17 protein-coding genes are annotated in these 17,888 nt (G+C 54.3%); 11 read left to right on the forward strand and 6 right to left on the reverse strand.

Features of this window, described 5'->3' with window-relative positions; all coding sequences use genetic code 11:
* Positions 1-27 precede the first annotated feature (27 nt).
* From sucC to purH, 5 genes are read left to right on the forward strand one after another with little or no spacing between them, the layout of a single operon-like run.
* Positions 28-1,185 (forward strand): ADP-forming succinate--CoA ligase subunit beta, encoded by a 1,158-nt coding sequence (sucC, locus tag FFA38_RS01075; RefSeq protein ID WP_138274976.1) that lies wholly within the window; start codon positions 28-30, stop codon positions 1,183-1,185.
* A 19-nt stretch (positions 1,186-1,204) separates the two neighbouring features.
* Positions 1,205-2,092: a succinate--CoA ligase subunit alpha gene (gene sucD / locus FFA38_RS01080; protein ID WP_138274977.1), complete on the forward strand. Its 888-nt coding sequence runs from the start codon at positions 1,205-1,207 to the stop codon at positions 2,090-2,092.
* 27 nt (positions 2,093-2,119) lie between these two features.
* The gene (locus FFA38_RS01085) at positions 2,120-3,388 is read left to right on the forward strand and encodes a cell division protein PerM (protein WP_138315201.1); all 1,269 of its coding nucleotides are present in this window, start codon (positions 2,120-2,122) and stop codon (positions 3,386-3,388) included.
* A 4-nt stretch (positions 3,389-3,392) separates the two neighbouring features.
* On the forward strand, positions 3,393-3,983 hold the full coding sequence (gene purN, locus FFA38_RS01090; RefSeq protein ID WP_138315203.1) for a phosphoribosylglycinamide formyltransferase: 591 nt from the start codon (positions 3,393-3,395) through the stop codon (positions 3,981-3,983).
* A gap of 15 nt (positions 3,984-3,998) precedes the next feature.
* Positions 3,999-5,651 carry a bifunctional phosphoribosylaminoimidazolecarboxamide formyltransferase/IMP cyclohydrolase gene (gene purH / locus FFA38_RS01095; protein ID WP_138315205.1) on the forward strand — a complete coding sequence of 551 codons (1,653 nt, stop codon included), beginning with the start codon at positions 3,999-4,001 and terminating at the stop codon, positions 5,649-5,651.
* A 91-nt stretch (positions 5,652-5,742) separates the two neighbouring features.
* Here the strand turns inward: purH and FFA38_RS01100 are convergent, their stop codons facing one another.
* A complete protein-coding gene (locus tag FFA38_RS01100) occupies positions 5,743-6,234 on the reverse strand; it encodes a beta-class carbonic anhydrase (protein ID WP_138315207.1) in 492 nt (163 codons plus the stop codon).
* Positions 6,235-6,491: 257 nt separating this feature from the next.
* Between FFA38_RS01100 and FFA38_RS06970 the strand changes: the two genes are divergently transcribed.
* Positions 6,492-8,729 carry a glycine-rich protein gene (locus FFA38_RS06970; RefSeq protein ID WP_246777918.1) on the forward strand — a complete coding sequence of 746 codons (2,238 nt, stop codon included), beginning with the start codon at positions 6,492-6,494 and terminating at the stop codon, positions 8,727-8,729.
* Here the strand turns inward: FFA38_RS06970 and purU are convergent.
* Positions 8,722-9,582 carry a formyltetrahydrofolate deformylase gene (gene purU / locus FFA38_RS01110; protein ID WP_138315208.1) on the reverse strand — a complete coding sequence of 287 codons (861 nt, stop codon included), beginning with the start codon at positions 9,580-9,582 and terminating at the stop codon, positions 8,722-8,724. The two genes, FFA38_RS06970 and purU, sit on opposite strands and share 8 nt — an antisense overlap.
* A 38-nt stretch (positions 9,583-9,620) precedes the next feature.
* On the reverse strand, positions 9,621-9,746 hold the full coding sequence (locus FFA38_RS06995) for a hypothetical protein (RefSeq protein ID WP_264890314.1): 126 nt from the start codon (positions 9,744-9,746) through the stop codon (positions 9,621-9,623).
* A 157-nt stretch (positions 9,747-9,903) separates the two neighbouring features.
* On the opposite strand from FFA38_RS06995, the gene glyA reads away from it, so the two are divergent.
* Both glyA and FFA38_RS01120 read left to right on the forward strand, forming a co-directional pair.
* Positions 9,904-11,184 carry a serine hydroxymethyltransferase gene (gene glyA, locus FFA38_RS01115; protein WP_138274984.1) on the forward strand — a complete coding sequence of 427 codons (1,281 nt, stop codon included), beginning with the start codon at positions 9,904-9,906 and terminating at the stop codon, positions 11,182-11,184.
* Positions 11,185-11,202: 18 nt separating this feature from the next.
* The gene (locus FFA38_RS01120; protein ID WP_138315210.1) at positions 11,203-12,081 is read left to right on the forward strand and encodes a bifunctional methylenetetrahydrofolate dehydrogenase/methenyltetrahydrofolate cyclohydrolase; all 879 of its coding nucleotides are present in this window, start codon (positions 11,203-11,205) and stop codon (positions 12,079-12,081) included.
* Here FFA38_RS01120 and FFA38_RS01125 read toward each other — a convergent pair.
* Positions 12,078-13,919 carry an ABC transporter ATP-binding protein gene (locus FFA38_RS01125; protein WP_172956032.1) on the reverse strand — a complete coding sequence of 614 codons (1,842 nt, stop codon included), beginning with the start codon at positions 13,917-13,919 and terminating at the stop codon, positions 12,078-12,080. The genes FFA38_RS01120 and FFA38_RS01125 overlap by 4 nt on opposite strands.
* 12 nt (positions 13,920-13,931) lie before the next feature.
* Positions 13,932-14,795 carry a hypothetical protein gene (locus tag FFA38_RS01130; RefSeq protein ID WP_138315214.1) on the reverse strand — a complete coding sequence of 288 codons (864 nt, stop codon included), beginning with the start codon at positions 14,793-14,795 and terminating at the stop codon, positions 13,932-13,934.
* An 81-nt stretch (positions 14,796-14,876) separates the two neighbouring features.
* On the opposite strand from FFA38_RS01130, the gene FFA38_RS01135 reads away from it, so the two are divergent.
* The 3 genes from FFA38_RS01135 to FFA38_RS01145 are packed head-to-tail and all read left to right on the forward strand — an operon-like array spanning position 14,877 to position 17,460.
* Entirely contained in the window at positions 14,877-15,806 is a 930-nt protein-coding gene (locus tag FFA38_RS01135; protein ID WP_253786178.1) for an ABC transporter ATP-binding protein, read from the forward strand.
* Positions 15,806-16,618 (forward strand): ABC transporter permease, encoded by an 813-nt coding sequence (locus FFA38_RS01140; protein ID WP_138315218.1) that lies wholly within the window; start codon positions 15,806-15,808, stop codon positions 16,616-16,618. The genes FFA38_RS01135 and FFA38_RS01140 overlap by 1 nt, the downstream gene beginning before the upstream one ends.
* Positions 16,615-17,460: an ABC transporter permease gene (locus tag FFA38_RS01145; RefSeq protein WP_138315220.1), complete on the forward strand. Its 846-nt coding sequence runs from the start codon at positions 16,615-16,617 to the stop codon at positions 17,458-17,460. Before FFA38_RS01140 ends, FFA38_RS01145 begins: the two co-directional genes overlap by 4 nt.
* A gap of 57 nt (positions 17,461-17,517) precedes the next feature.
* On the opposite strand, the gene FFA38_RS01150 is transcribed toward FFA38_RS01145, so the two are convergent.
* Complete coding sequence (locus tag FFA38_RS01150) at positions 17,518-17,886, reverse strand: hypothetical protein (RefSeq protein ID WP_138315221.1); 369 nt, start codon at positions 17,884-17,886, stop codon at positions 17,518-17,520.
* Positions 17,887-17,888 lie beyond the last annotated feature (2 nt).

Below are 17,888 nucleotides of genomic sequence, written 5' to 3' on the forward strand. Positions count from 1 at the left end.
CCCAACAAATTCTGAACGGAAATCACAGTGGATTTATTCGAGTACCAGGCTCGCGACATGTTCGAGGCCTATGGCGTTCCAGTTCTGCAGGGAATCACTGCAGACACCCCTGAAGAAGTAGAGGCAGCTGCTGCCAAGATCGGCGGCGTTGTAGTCGTCAAGGCCCAGGTTAAAGCAGGTGGCCGCGGTAAGGCTGGCGGCGTCAAGGTGGCTAAGTCACCTGAAGAGGCAAAAGAGCTTTCTAAGAACATCTTTGGTCTGAACATCAAAGACCACATCGTCAAGCGCGTGATGGTTGCTCAGGGTGCAGCTATCGCCCAGGAGTTCTACTTCTCGGTTCTGCTTGACCGCTCAAACCGCACCTTCCTTTCGCTTTGCAGCGTTGAGGGTGGCATGGAGATCGAGCAGCTTGCTGAAGAGCGCCCAGAGGCTCTGGCAAAGGTTCCAGTTGACGCAACCAAGGGCATTGACCTTGAGACCGCACTGAGCATTGCCAAGCAGGGTGGCTTTGATGACGAGCTTGCCGCCAAGGTTGCTCCGGTGTTCGTAAAGCTTTACGAAGTGTTCGTAAAAGAAGACACCACTTTGGTTGAGGTTAACCCACTAGTTCTTACCGAAGACGGCCAGATAATTGCCCTCGATGGCAAGGTATCTCTCGACGACAACGCCGAGTTCCGTCACGAGCGTGAGTCAATGGAACGCGATGAACTTGACCCGCTTGAGGCCAAGGCAAAGGCCATGGACCTTAACTACGTGAAGCTTGACGGCGAGGTCGGAATCATCGGAAACGGTGCCGGTCTAGTTATGTCAACCCTTGACGTGGTTGCCTACGCAGGTGAGCGTCACGGCGGAGTGAAGCCAGCAAACTTCTTGGACATTGGTGGAGGCGCCTCTGCTGAGGTTATGGCTGCCGGTCTAGACGTTATCTTGAACGACCCACAGGTCAAGAGCGTGTTCGTCAACGTATTTGGTGGAATCACCGCTTGTGACGCAGTTGCCAACGGAATTGTTGGTGCGCTGAAGACCCTTGGTGACAAGGCAACTAAGCCACTGGTTGTTCGCCTAGATGGCAACAACGTTCTTGAGGGCCGCTACATTCTTGAGCAGGCTGCCCACCCACTCGTAACCGTCGTAGACACCATGGATGAGGCTGCCGACAAGGCCGCTGAGTTCGCGAACCGCTAAGCCGCAGAAGGAATACAAAATGGCTATTTTTCTAGATGAGAACTCGCGAATCATTGTTCAGGGTATGACCGGCTCAGAGGGCATGAAGCACACCCGCCGCATGCTGCTTGGCGGATCAAACATCGTTGGTGGCGTAAACCCACGCAAGGCTGGCGAGGTTGTTGACGTTGAGGGCAAGCAGTTGCCAGTTTTCGGCACTGTTGCTGATGCAATGGCAGCTACCGGTGCAAACGTCACCGTTATTTTTGTTCCACCTGCCTTTGCCAAGGCTGCGATGATCGAGGCTATCGACGCCGAGATCCCTCTTGCAGTTGCCATCACCGAAGGTATTCCAGTTCACGACTCAGCTGAAGCTTGGGCCTACAACGTGAACAAGGGCAAGAAGACCCGCCTAATCGGCCCAAACTGCCCTGGCATCATCTCTCCAGGAAAATCTAACGCGGGAATCACCCCGTCAGACATCACTGGCGCAGGCCCAATCGGTTTGGTTTCAAAGTCAGGAACCCTGACCTACCAGATGATGTTTGAGCTTCGTGACATCGGTATGTCAACTGCAATCGGTATCGGTGGAGACCCAGTTATTGGCACCACCCACATCGATGCGCTTGAGGCATTCCAGGCTGACCCAGAGACCAAGGCCATTGTGCTTATCGGTGAAATTGGTGGTGACTCTGAAGAGAAGGCTGCTGCCTACATCAAGGAGCACGTAACCAAGCCGGTAGTGGCTTACGTTGCTGGCTTCACTGCTCCAGAGGGCAAGACCATGGGTCACGCTGGTGCGATTGTTTCTGGTTCTGCAGGTACTGCGCAGGCTAAGAAAGAGGCATTCGAGGCTGCAGGTGTAAAGGTTGGCAAGACCCCAAGCGAGACCGCAGCGCTTATGCGTGAGGTTTACGCAAGCCTCTAAACGAGAGACTCTGGGGGATCCCTCGTAGTGAATCGCAAGCTCACATTTTTAATTGCTGCACTTGAGGCAGCAATCGTCGCGGCTATCGGAGTCGGCATTACGCTGGCTCCGCTAACCGTGGTGTGGCTTTTCGAGAACGACCCGAGCATCGACTGGTTGGTTCCGTACCGTACCTCCGCCGACATCTGGTTGATGGCTCACGGAACCCGCTTGATGGTTTCTGAAGGTGCGCTTGGCTCGGTCGCAGTGCCCGAGTTTGTAATTTCGATGTTGCCGCTGGGCATGACCTTTGTGGTCGGTTACATGGCATTTAAGTTGGGGCGTCGCCTTACCTCGGCCTCAGAGCTCTGGCCCGGATGGATTGCAGCCACAGCCTCATACGGCGGAATCTCATTTCTGCTCAGCACCACCGCACACAATGACGCCATCTACCCGGTTACTTGGCAGGGCACATTTTTTCCGCCTGCGTTCTTGTTTTTCTTCGTTCTAATCGGTTCGCTGTTCGGTAAGCGCGAGGCAATCGGTGACGCAATGGGCATTCCAGAGCCGACCGAACGCATTTGGGTGCGGGCCTACCTGTTGCGCCAGTTCAACTCCATGCACTGGGCAATTCGCGCCATGCTCAGCCCAGCATTTCGAGCGGGTACCGGCGTAGTAGCCATCACCCTTGGGGTTTCATCGGTGCTGATTGCAGTTTTGATCGCACTTAACTGGATCCAATTCACCCGCCTCTACGAAGGTCTTCACGTCAGTATTTTGGGTGGAATCATTTTGACTCTCGGGCAAATCGCGATTTTGCCGAATGTGATTGTTTACGGTGCTAGCTGGCTAACCGGCGTTGGTTTTGCCATTGGCGAGGGCTCGATGATTAGCCCACTCGGTACTGTGGTTGGTCCACTACCTGCCTTGCCGATAACCGCAGCACTTCCGATCGGGCAGGCAGAATTTGGCCTTATCGCGGTTTTGGTTCCAATGTTGGCTGCGTTCATCACAACGCTGCTCATCCGTCGCCACGCTGCCGACATTCGTTTTGAGTTTGCGTCTGCTTGGTCAGCTGCTATTTCACTGGGGTTGGCTATCGGTGTTATTGCCGCCGTCGAACTAGGAATTTTGGCTGCCCTTGCCTCGGGCAGTGTTGGGCCGGGACGGCTGGAAACCGTTGGGATCAATCCATGGATGCTGATGGTAGTCGTGTTTATCGAAGTGGCTTCAGTGGCCATCTTGGCTGCATTTTTCAGTGCCCGCCCAGATAAGCCTGATCACCCGCTACTGAGCCGTAAGCACAAGGTAAACTAGCCTAATGCTGTCTGTCGTGGTGCTTATTTCAGGGTCTGGTTCTAACCTATTGGCTCTGCTCCAAGCAGCCGACAACCCGCTTTACGGTGCCAAGATTATGGCCGTTGGCTCTGATAACCCGGCCGATGGTTTGGCTCACGCCGAGCAGTTTGGTGTTCCAACTTTTGTAGTTTCACCGCAGGCTTTTGAAAGCCGCGAAGCCTGGGCAGACATGCTCCTGGCCAACATCAATCACTTCAAGCCAGACCTAGTTGTTTTGGCTGGCTTTATGCGAATTCTGCCGTCAAACTTTGTGGCAGCGCTCTCACCAAACTTGATCAATACCCACCCTTCACTGTTGCCATTGTTCCCGGGCGGTCATGCCGTTCGCGATGCGCTCGAGGCGGGGGTAACCACTACTGGTGTAACCATCCACATCGTTGACGAAGGCGTCGACACCGGCCCTCACATCGCACAGCGCGAGGTTGAGGTTGTCACCGACGATACCGAGTACGACCTACACGAGCGCATCAAAAAAGTTGAGCGTGAGCTGTTGGTAGCTACCGTCAAGGACATTGCCGAACAAAAGATTCAGCTTTCGTCAATCACCAAATAACTGGAAGGCACCACATTGGCCGCACACAACGACCACAAGCCAGCCGATTACCGTCACCGCGACCGCGTTGCTATTAGACGCGCACTGCTTTCGGTATCAGACAAAACTGGCATCATCGACCTCGCAACCAAACTTGCCGAAGCCGGCGTAGACATTATTTCTACCGGTGGAACCTACGCAGCAATTTCAGCTGCGGGCATTCCGGTCACTGAGGTTTCAGAGATCACCGGATTCCCGGAAACTCTTGATGGTCGAGTAAAGACTCTGCACCCAACCATTCACGCCGGCTTGCTTGCCGACATGCGTTTGATCGCTCACGAGGGTCAGTTAGACGCACTGAATGTTTTGCCTTTCGAGTTGGTGGTGGTCAACCTTTACCCATTCGTTCAGACCGTTCAGTCTGGTGCCAAGGGTGACGCAGTGGTTGAGCAGATCGACATCGGTGGCCCGGCTATGGTTCGTGCTTCGGCTAAAAACCACGCCAACGTGGCCATCGTGGTTGACCCAGCAAAGTATGGTGACATCATCGAAGCCGTTGAGCAGGGTGGCACTACCTTGGCGCAGCGTCGCGAACTTGCATTTGCCGCGTTCTCTCACACCGCTCGTTATGACGCTGCTGTGTCAGCGTGGTTTGCCGCCGAGCTTGAGGGTGACTGGAAGAAGGCTGCCGGTCAGGACGAAGTTACCGAAAACGCCAACCCGGGGTTTGAGAAGACCATTCAGATCGCGGCTCAGTTGGGCAACGTTCTGCGCTACGGCGAAAACTCACACCAGGCTGCTGCGATTTATCGCACCACCGGTGAGGGTGCCGTTGCTGGCATTGCCCAGGCCCGCCAATTTGGTGGCAAAGAGATGTCTTACAACAATTACGTCGATGCAGACGCAGCTCTTCGCGCCGCATACGACTTCAACGAGCCAGCAGTGGCAATCATCAAGCACGCCAACCCTTGCGGTATTGCCATCGGTGATGCCAACTCGGCAGACCCAATTGCCGATGCCCACGCCAAGGCGCACATGTGTGACTCAGTTTCAGCTTTTGGTGGCGTCATTGCTTCTAACCGCGTGGTCACTGTGACCATGGCCAAGCAGGTGGCCAGCATCTTCACCGAGGTGATTATTGCACCTGGATACGAGCTTGAGGCACTGCAGATTCTGCTTGAAAAGAAGAACCTTCGTGTTCTTGAGTTGCCAGCCAACTACTCTCGCGAGGCTCTAGAGTTCCGTCAGATCTCTGGTGGAGTTTTGGTTCAGCAGCCTGACGAGTTCAGCCACTTCAACTCGCAGGGCTGGAAGTTGGTTACCGGCAAGAAGGCTGATGCTGAGACCATGGCCGAGCTTGAGTTTGCCTGGCGTGCTTGCCGTTCGGTCAAGTCAAACGGCATCTTGCTTTCACGCGAGGGCGCATCGGTCGGTGTTGGTATGGGGCAGGTCAACCGTGTTGACTCTTGCAAGCTTGCAGTAGAGCGTGCGGCATCTCGTGCCAAGGGCTCGGTGGCTGCTTCAGACGCGTTTTTCCCATTTGCCGACGGCCTTCAGATTCTCTTGGATGCTGGTGTGCGCGCGGTAGTGCAGCCGGGTGGTTCGGTTCGCGATGCTGAGGTAATTGCCGCGGCTGAGGCTGCCGGTGTCACCATGTACTTCACTGGCGAGCGACACTTCTTCCACTAGAAGTAAGACTCCAGCAGCTGGTTAGCCAGCAGAAGAATTGACTAAAAAAGCGCCCGCGGATCTGATTCCGCGGGCGCTTTTTCTAACTTGGTTAGAGAGTTACCTCGTTCAACAAACCAGTTGCAACGTCAAAGATGAAGCCGCGAACCTGATCGGTGTGCGGAATGAACGGGCTTGCCTTGATGCGGCGAATCGACCGCTGCACGTCAACCTCTAGGTTGTCGAATGCCTCGGCTGCCCACTCTGGCTTGATGCCGGTTTCCTTTGCGATGCCCTCTTTGAAGCCATCGTCGGTGAAGGTAAGCATTCCGCAGTCGGTGTGGTGAATCAGGATAATTTCCTTGGTTCCCAGAAGGCGCTGGCTGATTGCAAGTGAGCGAATCTCGTCATCGGTAACCACTCCGCCCGCGTTGCGAATGACGTGTGATTCACCATCCTGAATACCAAGAATGCTGTAGACATCGAGGCGTGCATCCATGCACGCAAGCACTGCAATCTGCTTTGATGGTGGCAACGGAAGCGGACCATTGAAGGTCTTGGCATATTCACGGTTGTTGGCAAGATACTGATCTGTAACTGACATAAAAGATCTCCTGTTTGGGGTTTTTGTGGGGTTACGCAACAAAAGAAAAACACTGATTTCTAGAGCGTCAAAATTGGGTTACAAATTGCGACTTTTCATTACGAAAAATTTCCAGCCGGGAATAACCTGCACAGCTTGGACCCATCGAAACAACTAGCTCACAAATCTGTGGATAACTCCGGCGGCAAACCTGCCGGAGTTTTACATTTCTGGGCATGCACAGAAAACACATCAGAAGATGGCCCAAGTTCATTTCAATGGCCAGCGTTCTTGCTGTGCTGTTTGGGGGATTAGTTGTTCAATCGGTCCAGGCAGTATCCAGCAATCCAACACCGGTGTGTGTTGGATCCACCTGCACGGTTACGTTCGAGTACTCCGGCGACTATTACCTCTGGAGTCCACCGACCGGAGCCAAAAACATTACCTTCGATTTAGCCGGTGGCCAGGGCGGTCGGTCGGGTGGTCAGGGCGGTCGCATAACTGGTTCGCTGGTTAATCCGCCAACCGCGCTATACATCTATGTTGGCGGTGCCGGAGCTCAGGGTTCGGCTGCGGCAGGTGGTTTCAACGGCGGTGGCGCAGCAGGTTCTGGTCGCGGAGATGAAGGTTCTGGTGGCGGTGCCACCGACATCCGTACTTCAACTTCTTTGACTGACCGCGTTGCTATTGCTGCCGGCGGTGGAGGCTCGGGTGGGTTCTCGGGCGGCATCGGTGGAGCAGGTGGTGGCTTGACCGGTTCAGCCGGTACCAGTGGTCAAGGTCAAGGAGGAGCGGGCGGTACCCAATCTTCGGGCGGCGCTGGGGGATACCCAAACGGCGGCACCTGGGGGCTTAGCGGAACATCGGGCATCGGTGGTTCTGGAGGGGCCAGCGCAGTCTCTGGCGGCGGTGGGGGCGGCGGTGGTTACTTTGGTGGCGGTGGTGGCGGTGCCGACGTCGATACCTGCTGCTCAAACGCTGGAGGTGGCGGAGGAGGTTCCTCATTTGCCAACAGCACTCTAACAGCTTCGGTAGTCCACACAGCTGGCTATCGCGCCGGTGCTGGCATTGCCACCATTAGCTATTCAATGCCACCACAAGTTCTTGCATTCACGGCTGCAACAACGCTCACCAATGCTGCCAATTTAGAGTTTGGAATCACCTTCTCTGAATCGGTTACTGGCCTAACTGCAAGTGACTTTGTGGGCTCCGGCACAGCTGTTTGCCAGTCACTAACTGCTGTCGGCAGTGGCGCAAGCTACACCGTCACCGCCAGCAACTGCTCGGTTGGAACCTATCGACTCACCCTCGCAGCACTTAGCGTGACGGGAGCCCAAATCGGCCCGGTATCGGAATCAATCAGCCCCGAAGTGATCATTGAGCGAACTCCAGCAGTCGCCGAATTCACATCTCCGAACACACCAACCAACTCTGCAGATTTGCTCTATAATCTTGCATTCTCTGAGACGGTGACCGACGTCACGGCTGCAGATTTCACAGTCACCGGTGATGGTTGCCAGGTTGAATCGGTGGTCGGTTCGGCAGCTTCCTATTCGCTAAGAATTTCCGGTTGCATCGACGGCCAAACGGCCACGCTTCGGTTGATCGAGTCGAGTGCTGTAGATGCTGCCGGCAACCTAAGCCCAGCATCAGCGGTGACTGCTCCGGACGTGGTTATCGACCGAACGGCTCCAGTCGCTCAGTTGACTAGCCTCGGCACACAGACCTATGAGAATCCGGTATTTTTTCTCGACACCGATTCACCGGTCATCGGCCTAGGGCTTGAAGATTTTGGATTCTTAGCTGGCGAAGGTTGCACCCTCACTCTTGTAGAAATTGCTGCCGGTCAGAGTTTCGAGATAGCTACCAGCGGTTGTCAATTAGGCCAGGTGCAGGTTCAGCTTTTGCCAGGTTCATACACCGATGCACTCGGTAACCTCGGCCCAGCCCAAGCGGTGGAATCTCCGGTCGTTGACTTTGCCGCGGTGCCGATTGTTATTCCAAGGCCAACTCCTACGCCTGTGCCGATCGAAACCCCAGCTCCAAATCCGACTGCAACCCAAAGCCCAACCCCGACCGAAACTCCTGAAGCTCAAGCTTCTCCGTCAACTCCAGCACCAAACACAGATGCTCCCGAGGTTGACTCTGGTGTGTTGATTACCGGTGGTGGAGGAGGCTCTGATTCAGACCCAGGTGCTGGCGGCCCGACAGAAGAGGTATCCAGCGAGTCCGAACCCATGCCAAGTCAATGGCTGCAAGAGCTAGAAGTGCCGGAATCTAATAACCAGATCTACGCTGGTGAGCCAGTGCAAACGAGCAATTCTGGAGCCACTGAAAATCAGGTCGCAGCCCAGTTGGCAAGTGATCCGGCTGAAGAGATTCCGATGGTACTCGAGAACGCACAGGGTGTGCTCTGGATAATTATCGGTGGGCTAACAGCTGGCGCAACCTCAGTCTTGGTGGTCAGAGCAGCACGCCAATTGCACCGGCGCAGAATGCTGAGGTTGTTTAGCTGAAGATGATGGTGCGGTCGCCGTCTTGCAACACGCGGCGCTCGGCAAACCATCTCACTGCTTGGGTGAGGGTCTTTGACTCGACATCTTGGCCAATTGAAACCAAACGTTTCTTTGAGTCTGAGTGCTCTACTCGAACCACGTTTTGTTCGATAATCGGGCCCTCATCCAAGTCAGCAGTTACAAAGTGAGCGGTAGCACCAATCAGCTTTACACCGCGAGCATGAGCCTGCGCGTATGGGTTTGCACCCTTGAATCCGGGTAGGAATGAGTGGTGAATGTTGATTATGCGGCCTTCAAATTCGGCACAGAATTCTGGAGACAGCACCTGCATGTAGCGGGCCAGAACAATCAGCTCGACACCGTTGGTCTTGATGAATTCGCGCAGCATTGCTTCGAATGACTTCTTGTCGGCGTCAGAAGAAATTGGGTGGTGCTCAAACGGGATTCCGTAAAAGTCAGCCATTTCTTTTAGCTCAGGGTGGTTACCAAAAACGGCTGGAATTTCAACCGGGAGCTGACCGCCGCGCTGACGGAAAAGTAGGTCATTTAGGCAGTGGGCGCTCTTAGAAACCAAAATCAGGGTCTTCATCTTGCGACCAACTTCTTCAAGTTCCCAAGTCATGCCATAGCGCTCGGCTACCGGGGCAATCTGGTTTTCAAAGTGCTCGCGAGGGACAGCAGACTCAATCTGCAGGCGCATAAAAAAGCGGCCGGTGTCGTCAGAGGCAAACTGAGATGACTCGGTGATGTTGCCATTCGCAGCAACAATAGCCCCACTGATGGCGTGCACAATTCCAGGCTTGTCTTCGCAGACGAGAGTGAGTACCCAGTGGGTGGTGTTGGCTGCAGTCATAGGCTCAAGTTTAACCGGCGGGGCTGGCTAAACCCTCTTTAGTCAAGTGGGGTTTTATCGCGGCGATAACTGCGCGCGACTGAGATGCCAATCCAGATTGCTAGCCCCAAACCAGCAATCATCATGGATGCACCGATGATGACCGGAACTGGTACGTCTGACATGGATCCCCCTTAGAGCTATGAGGTCAGTCTAATCAGGGGGTAAGGCAATCTTCGGGAGGGTGAGCGGTTAACCGTACTAAGTCCTGCTCGGCCAGTCAGAGACTGGTAAAACTGGTAGAATTTTGGCATCGCAACCAAACTTTTTAGGAGCCAATCCGTGTCTGCTCTTCCTTCAACTTTCACCTCTCCACTAAGCGAAACCGATCCAGAAATCGCAGCTGTTCTTGCTGCTGAATTGGACCGTCAGCGTCACACCCTAGAGATGATCGCGTCTGAAAACTTTGTTTCACGCGGTGTTCTTGAGGCTCAGGGCTCTGTTCTTACCAACAAGTACGCTGAGGGTTACCCTGGCAAGCGTTACTACGGTGGTTGCGAAGCCGTTGACGTTGCTGAAAACCTAGCTCGCGACCGTGCGAAGGCCCTATTTGGTGCTGAGCATGCAAACGTTCAGCCGCACTCGGGTGCATCGGCAAACGCAGCGGTATTGATGGCTTTGGCAAACCCTGGTGACCGCATCTTGGGTCTTGAGTTGGCACACGGTGGCCACCTAACCCACGGTATGCGTTTGAACTTCTCAGGCAAGATGTACGAGGCTCACGCCTACGAACTGAACGCTGAGACTCACCTAATCGACATGGACATCGTTCGCGCCCGCGCACACGAGGTTAAGCCTGCGGTAATCATCGCCGGTTGGTCTGCTTACTCGCGTCACCTTGACTTTGCCGAGTTCCGCAAGATTGCCGACGAGGTTGGCGCCAAGCTTTGGGTCGACATGGCTCACTTTGCCGGTCTAGTGGCTGCTGGTCTGCACCCAAGCCCAGTGCCTTACGCAGATGTTGTTTCAACCACCGTCCACAAGACCTTGGCTGGTCCTCGCTCAGGCTTGATCCTGTGCAAGGCAGAGTACGCAAAGAAGATCGACTCAGCTGTGTTCCCAGGTCAGCAGGGTGGTCCATTGATGCACGTTGTTGCTGCCAAGGCTGTTGCGTTCAAGGCTGCCATGACTGATGAGTTCAAGGACCGCCAGAAGCGCACTATTGAGGGTGCGGCAATTATTGCTAACCGCTTGATGCAGAGTGATGTAACTTCAAACGGCGTTCAGGTTCTTACCGGCGGCACCCAGGTTCACCTAGTTTTGGTTGACCTTCGTAACGCACCAATCAACGGCCAAGAGACCGAAGACCTACTGCACGAAGTTGGCATCACCGTGAACCGCAACTCAGTTCCAAACGACCCACGTCCACCAATGGTCACCTCGGGTGTTCGCATCGGTACTCCGGCGCTGGCTACCCGCGGCTTTGGTGCCGAGCAGTTCACCGAGGTTGCCGAGATCATCGCTGGCGTTTTGGTTCCAAACCCAGACATCGCAGCACTTCGTGCCCGCACCCGCAAGCTCACCGAGGCATTCCCGCTATACAGCGGCCTTGAGAACTGGTAATCGGGGCTGGATTCGGGCATGACTGCAATCAAACTTGACGGTCTAGCAACAGCAAAGGCCATCAAGGCTGAACTTGCAGAGCGAGTAATTGAGCTAAAGAAAAAGGGCGTTACCCCTGGTTTAGGTACGCTTTTGGTTGGCGACGACCCAGGCTCACACTCTTACGTTGCTGGCAAGCACCGTGACTGCGCTGAAGTCGGCATCCACTCCATCAGAGTTGACCTGCCAGCCACAGCCAGTGCGGCCGATGTCCGCGCGGCGATCCGTGATCTCAATGACGCGAATGATGTCACCGGATACATTGTTCAGTTGCCTTTGCCGCTTGGCCTAGACACCAACGAAATGTTGGAGTTGATTGACCCGTCTAAAGACGCTGATGGTTTGCACCCAACCAACCTGGGCCGCCTAGTTCTTGGAGTCTCGGGTGAACTAACCTCACCGCTTCCATGCACGCCGGCCGGAATCGTTGAACTGCTATCTCGCTACGACGTACCAACTCGAGGTGCCGAAGTTGCCGTTATTGGCCGCGGTGTCACAGTTGGTCGACCACTTGGCCTCTTGATGACTCGCAAGGGCATTGACTCGACCGTCACGCTGCTGCACTCTGCAAGCCGCGACCTAGAGCAGGCCGTCAAGCGCGCTGACATTGTGGTTGCAGCATTGGGTGTTGCTCACTTTGTTCAGCCAGAGTGGATCAAGCCGGGTGCAGCTGTGATGGATGTTGGCATTACTCGCGTTGAAGCAACCGGCCCAGATGACAAAGCGCGTTTGGTTGGCGATGTTGACCCTCGCGTTGCCGAAGTTGCCGGATTTATGTCGCCAAACCCTGGTGGCGTTGGTCCGATGACTCGTGCGATGCTGGTCAAAAACGTGGTTGACGCAGCCAGCCGCTTCTAAACCAGCAACTGTTGCTTAGCTAGCTTTTTGTAGAGCGGTGTCGAGGCAACCAGCTCACTGTGGGTTCCAATTCCGACAACCTTGCCGTGGTCCAAAACAATAATCTGATCGCTGTCGACCACTGTTGATAGACGGTGAGCAATCACAATTAGCGTACGGTTTTTAGCCACAGCGTCGATAGCATCGCGCATGCGCTGTTCGTTCAATCCATCCAGCGCTGAAGTTGATTCATCAAGCAACAGGATTGGTGGGGCTGACAATAGGGCACGGGCAATTGCCAACCGCTGGCGCTCACCACCTGAAAGCATCACACCGCTTTCGCCGACCTCAGCATCAAGACCCTTGGCGTCACGCTCGAGAACCTCGGTTAGGTTTACTTCTTCAAGAACCTGCGTCAACTGCTCATCGGTTGCATCTGGCGCACCGATGGTGAGGTTGGCGCGAATCGAACCAGCTAGCACCGGAGCATCCTGCTCGACATAACCAATCTGTGCCCGGAGAGCTGCACGGCTGATGGTGGTCACCGCTTGGCCATCCATCAAAATCATGCCGCCGGTTGGTTCGTAAAAACGCTCGATCAACGAGAAGATTGTTGATTTGCCTGAACCCGATGGGCCAACCAGAGCAATTCTTGAACCGCGCTGAATCTTGAAGCTAACATCGTGCAGCACCTGACGATTTTCAGGAATCTCGGTGTCTTGGGTGGCGTGAACACTCTCGCCATTTGCGGCCTGACCAACATAACCAAATGACACGTTTTCAAATTCGATGGCGGTGTCGTTTACGGCCACAACCTTGGCTGCGTTTTTGGTTTCAAGGTCAGACTCTTCGACCGGAACCTGCAAAATTTCTTCGATGCGGGCCAGTGCGCCCAAGCCAGATTGCACCGATGTGTAGGCCGCAAAAGCCTGGCCGAGTGGGCGAATCATTTGGAACATCAACAGGATAAAAGTAATCAAGCTGGCCACCGATGTGCTGCCGGTGGCAACTCTGAAACCACCCACGCCGAGAACAACGATGAAGGCACCGTTCATAGCCAGGCCGGCTATCGGGGTAATCATGGCGTTGATTTTGGCAATCTTAACGCCCTGAACAAATGCTTCTTTGGCGTCAGAGGCAATCAGGTTGCTCTCGCGAACCTCGGCTCGTGCCGCGCGAATTGTTCTAACCGCGCTCAGTGCACGCTCAACCGCTGCAGCCATGTCACCAACCCGCTGCTGGGCTTTGGTGGTTGCCGATCGCACCTGGCGCGCAGTGACCGAGATTGCTGCGATTGCAAAAACCACCATGATGAGGGTTAGGCCAAGCAGGACCGGGTCGATGATCGCCATCGCAATCAGGGAGCCGACAAAAATCAAAATGCCACCGACGGCGTCGATGAGACCCTGAGTCAGAACCGCGCGCAGCAGGGTGGTGTCAGAACCGACTCTAGAAACCAAGTCTCCGGTTCGGCGCAGGTCATACTCAAAAATCGGAAGACGCAGCAAGCGGTGGGCCAGCTTTTGCCGTGCCGAAAGCACAACGCCCTCGCCAGCTTTAGCCAGCACGTAGTACATCAGGCCACCGAGCACCGCGCTGCCCAAAATCACTGCCACCAAGATGGCCACCAGCGGACCGAGGTCATCTCCGTTTTGAACCGCGGTGATTACCTGGCCGACCACCAAAGGCTGAGCCAGGCTGATGGCCGCACCAACCACAGATAGGGCAGTAGCCAACCAAAGTGCTGGCTTGTGCTCAAGCAGGTATGGCACCAATTGTGAAAACTTGGCTTTTGGTCCGTTCTTGTCGTGCTCGTTGTAGCCGGCGGATCCGCGGTTGCCTGGTCGGCCTCTAAACATGCTCATTCTGAATCAAACCGTTTCTATTAACTGTGGATTCCCCGTGATTGCCTCATTCAACAGGTAGTTGATTTCTGGCAGTGACAAAGCCGGGGTGTATGCGGTGTGCTGGTGAAATTTGGCAAAGTTTGCGCTCTGCAGGGCGGCTAGAGCCTCGGCGTGATTCAACTTTAAAAACATGCGGGTGCTGTTCGGTGCCCGCTCAAAATCGGTGTGCACTTTGCCGCAACCAAACCCAAATATGGTCAGTGCGATGTCTGCTTCTTCGGCCCTAACCTTGCTGATAAATCCGTTATCAACCACCGAGTACTTTGGCCGCAGTTCTGGCCGGCGCTGCCATATCTGAAAGCAGGTTGCCAGGCTGTTGCGCTGCGAGATCTTGGCGCCGGTCTCATCCTCGTAATCAACGTGAATGTCATGGTCGGCAACCAGATGGAATCTGCGGTCCAGGCGGTTGATCACCGACCATTTTCTCCATGATCGCGGGACTATGAAGCAGATGTAATCACTGTGATCTGCGGCCCTGTTGAAGAACGGTATTGACAGCGAATTGTTTCGGCCAAACGGTGGGTTTGAAATTGTCACGGCGTTTGAACTCAAAATGGTTGCGCTAAGAAAATCAGCTTTCGTGACGCCGGGGTGCTTGGGCTCAATGTCAAAAGATTCAAACTTCTCAGCACCGATGGCTTTTGCCGCTCTAATAAACGAACCGGTACCACCGGCAGGTTCGAGAATTGTTCGCGAGCTAAGGCCGGGAACTGTTTTTTCTACTTCACGGATTAGATCCAGAGCAAGGTCGGTTGGGGTGTAGTACTGCTCTTTGCCAGTGACGCGGGTGTTTCCCGGTTTTGCTGGCTTTTCAAGAGTTGCAGACACGGTTCAAGGGTACCAGTGCTAGTCTGGAGGGCTGCCCAGAATCTGGGCCCCAGCGATGCTGGAACAAACTGAGGAAGTATTTTGGCAGACGAAATTTTGATTAAAGCGGTTGGCCTGACCAAGAGCTATGGCGACTTCATCGCAGTTGATGGCATTGACATTGAAGTTAGGCGCGGCGAGGCGTTTGGCTTGCTTGGGCCAAACGGTGCCGGTAAATCTACAACCATGAGGATGATCTCGACCACATCGCAGCGCACCTCAGGTGAGCTAACAATTTTGGGCAAGGACCCAGCCAAAAAGGGTCCAGAAATTCGCGCTCACCTTGGAGTTGTCCCGCAGCAAGACAACCTTGATCGCGAACTCAGCGTTTATGAAAACCTCATGACCTATGGCCGATTCTTTGGTCTGCCGCGCAAGTACCTGAAAAGCAAAGTGCTCGAGCTCCTAGATTTTGCGCAGCTAGCCGACAAGGCCAAGAACAAGACCGATGAGCTCTCGGGCGGCATGAAGCGCCGACTGACCATTGCCCGCGGATTGGTGAACAGTCCAGAGATTTTCTTGCTGGATGAGCCAACCACCGGCCTCGACCCGCAGGCTCGTCACATTCTCTGGGACCGCCTGTTCCGTCTAAAGGAGCAGGGTGTAACCCTGGTAATTACCACTCACTACATGGATGAAGCCGAGCAGCTCTGCGATCGGCTAATTGTGATGGACAAGGGCAAAATCATGGCCGAAGGAAGCCCGGCTGACCTGATCAAGCGGTACGCAACCAAAGAGGTACTTGAGGTGCGCTTTGGCTCTGACAAAAACGCGATTGCTGCCGAGACCATAAGTCAGCTGGGACGCCGCATGGAGGTGCTGCCTGATCGAGTCTTGGTCTACTCAGAAAACGGTGAGCACGACCTTCAGCAAATTATTGAGCTGGGTCTCGAACCGCTAACTTCTTTGGTGCGCCGAAGCTCACTCGAGGACGTCTTCTTGCGTCTAACCGGCCGAACCCTGATTGACTAATGATGACTGTCGTTGATGTAAAAAAGACCAGGCGATGGGCCTGGTGGCAGGTTACCGAGTATCGCTTGGTTCAAATCAGTAAGTGGTGGACCTCAGTCTTGCTCTTCGGAGTGGGCAACCCGGTTCTGTACCTATTCTCAATTGGACTTGGTGTTGGAGCACTGGTTCAGGCCAACTCGGGTGGTGCCGGTGTAGACGGGGTACCGTACCTAACTTTCTTGGCTCCCGCGCTGCTGGCTACCGCAGCCATCCAGGGCGCACAGGATGAAGCAACATTTCCGGTCGTGCACGGGTTTGTCTGGGGCAAGAATTTTTACTCGATAAATTCAACGCCAACCACCGGCACTGACATTGCAAATGGAGTTATGGCCGTTGCGGTTATCCGCACGTTTGTCACCACTGGCCTCTACGCCATCGTTCTGGTCTTATTCAACGCAACCACCCTCGAGCGGGTTATTCCGATGTACTTTGTGGCCTGCATCGCGGCGCTTTGCTACGCATCGGTCATGCTCGCAGCCAGTGCATTCGTAAAAATCGACGGCAACTTTTTCGAGATTATCCAGAGACTAATCATCATGCCGATGTTCATGTTCTCGGGTACCTTCTTCCCGCTAGAGAACATGCCGATTTACCTTCAGGTGTTTGGCTGGATATCTCCGCTGTGGCACGCAACCAATTTGGGTCGAGCCATTAGCTACGGTCATGAGATTCCGAGCTGGCTACTCATCGTTCACATCTTTTATCTGGGTGCCATGGCCGTTGTTGGCCTAAAAATTGCCTACCGTCAATTCAGTAAGAGGTTGGAACAATGAGCCTGGTAAACACCATCGCAACCAGTGCCGTGAGCATCGCCGAGCGCAGATCAAGCCGGTTTGGTTCTAACGCCTACGCCGGTCGCAGTCACGTAATTTTGGAGCGCGGATTCACCGCTCTTCGCCGCTCAAACTGGTTCAGTTTTGCTTCCGGATTCTTAGAGCCGGTTTTCTTTTTGCTGTCCTTCGGTTTTGGTGTTGGGCAGTTGGTGGGTGGTATCACCGATGGTTCCGGCAACTCGATTCCATACGCTGCCTACATTGCACCGGCTCTGCTGGCCACCTCAGCTATGAACGGCGCCATATTTGACTCAACCTGGAATGTGTTTTTCAAAATGCATTTTGCGCACCTTTACGAGACAATTTTGGCCACTTCGTTAGGGGCCTTGGATGTTGCGCTTGGTGAGATCAGTTGGGCACTTTGGCGCGGTGCCATGTATGCCTCTGCCTTCTTGCTGATTATGTGGCCGGCCGGCCTCCTCACCACCCCGTGGGCCATCCTTGCTGTTTTCGGCGCGGTGTTCATCGCCTTCGGTTTTGCTTCTTTCGGTATGGCAATTACCTCGTACCTCAAGTCATTTCAGCAGATGCAGTGGATCAACTTTTTCCTCATGCCAATGTTCTTGTTTTCTGGCACCTTCTTTCCGCTAACCACCTACCCAGATTGGTTGCAGCTGGCCATCAAGGCTCTGCCGCTCTGGCACGGCATTGAGCTGGAGAGAGCACTGATGCTTGGCAATTTCAGCGTCGACCTTCTGGGGCACATTGCCTACTTTGTGGTGATGATCATCATCGGGTTGGTGTTTACCACCAATCGCCTAAACAAGGTTTTCCTAAGCTAGCCAGAGTAATAAAAAAGGACCTCGGCCAGAGCCGGGGTCCTTTTTTATTTGAAGTTATTACGCGGTAACGCCCACCACAACAGCAACCGCTAGGTTGATCACAGTTAGAAGACCAATGGTCGGTACAACCCACTTTGGAGCTGAATCCTTCTTGGCAAAGGTGTAGGCAATGAAGAAGATTCCGGTGATGCCCAGTCCCTTGATTGAGAGCACTAGGTTGTTTACTTCTTCTCCGTTGGCATAAACCAAACCGGTCATGATCAGGCCGGTAAGTAGCGCCAACCATGAACCGTGCAGGATGCCCGCGTTGACTGGCGCACCAGTCTTGAAACGCTTGGTCTCGTTCAGTACGCCAGCCATGATTGCAGCGAAGCCAAGTAGGTGAAGCACCAAGCTGATGCGAATGATTAGTTCTAAAGTTTCCATAT

This window comes from Rhodoluna limnophila (assembly GCF_005845365.1).
Taxonomy (GTDB): domain Bacteria; phylum Actinomycetota; class Actinomycetes; order Actinomycetales; family Microbacteriaceae; genus Rhodoluna; species Rhodoluna limnophila.

Coding starts and splice junctions, on each gene's coding strand:
- FFA38_RS06970 (WP_246777918.1), top strand. CDS start 6,492: ATGGCCAGCGTTCTTGCTGTGCTGTTTGGGGGATTAGTTGTTCAATCG.
- purN (WP_138315203.1), top strand. CDS start 3,393: ATGCTGTCTGTCGTGGTGCTTATTTCAGGGTCTGGTTCTAACCTATTG.
- FFA38_RS01120 (WP_138315210.1), top strand. CDS start 11,203: ATGACTGCAATCAAACTTGACGGTCTAGCAACAGCAAAGGCCATCAAG.
- FFA38_RS01125 (WP_172956032.1), bottom strand. CDS start 13,919: ATGTTTAGAGGCCGACCAGGCAACCGCGGATCCGCCGGCTACAACGAG.
- FFA38_RS01150 (WP_138315221.1), bottom strand. CDS start 17,886: ATGGAAACTTTAGAACTAATCATTCGCATCAGCTTGGTGCTTCACCTA.
- sucD (WP_138274977.1), top strand. CDS start 1,205: ATGGCTATTTTTCTAGATGAGAACTCGCGAATCATTGTTCAGGGTATG.
- purU (WP_138315208.1), bottom strand. CDS start 9,582: ATGACTGCAGCCAACACCACCCACTGGGTACTCACTCTCGTCTGCGAA.
- FFA38_RS01145 (WP_138315220.1), top strand. CDS start 16,615: ATGAGCCTGGTAAACACCATCGCAACCAGTGCCGTGAGCATCGCCGAG.
- FFA38_RS01140 (WP_138315218.1), top strand. CDS start 15,806: ATGATGACTGTCGTTGATGTAAAAAAGACCAGGCGATGGGCCTGGTGG.
- FFA38_RS01100 (WP_138315207.1), bottom strand. CDS start 6,234: ATGTCAGTTACAGATCAGTATCTTGCCAACAACCGTGAATATGCCAAG.
- FFA38_RS06995 (WP_264890314.1), bottom strand. CDS start 9,746: ATGTCAGACGTACCAGTTCCGGTCATCATCGGTGCATCCATGATGATT.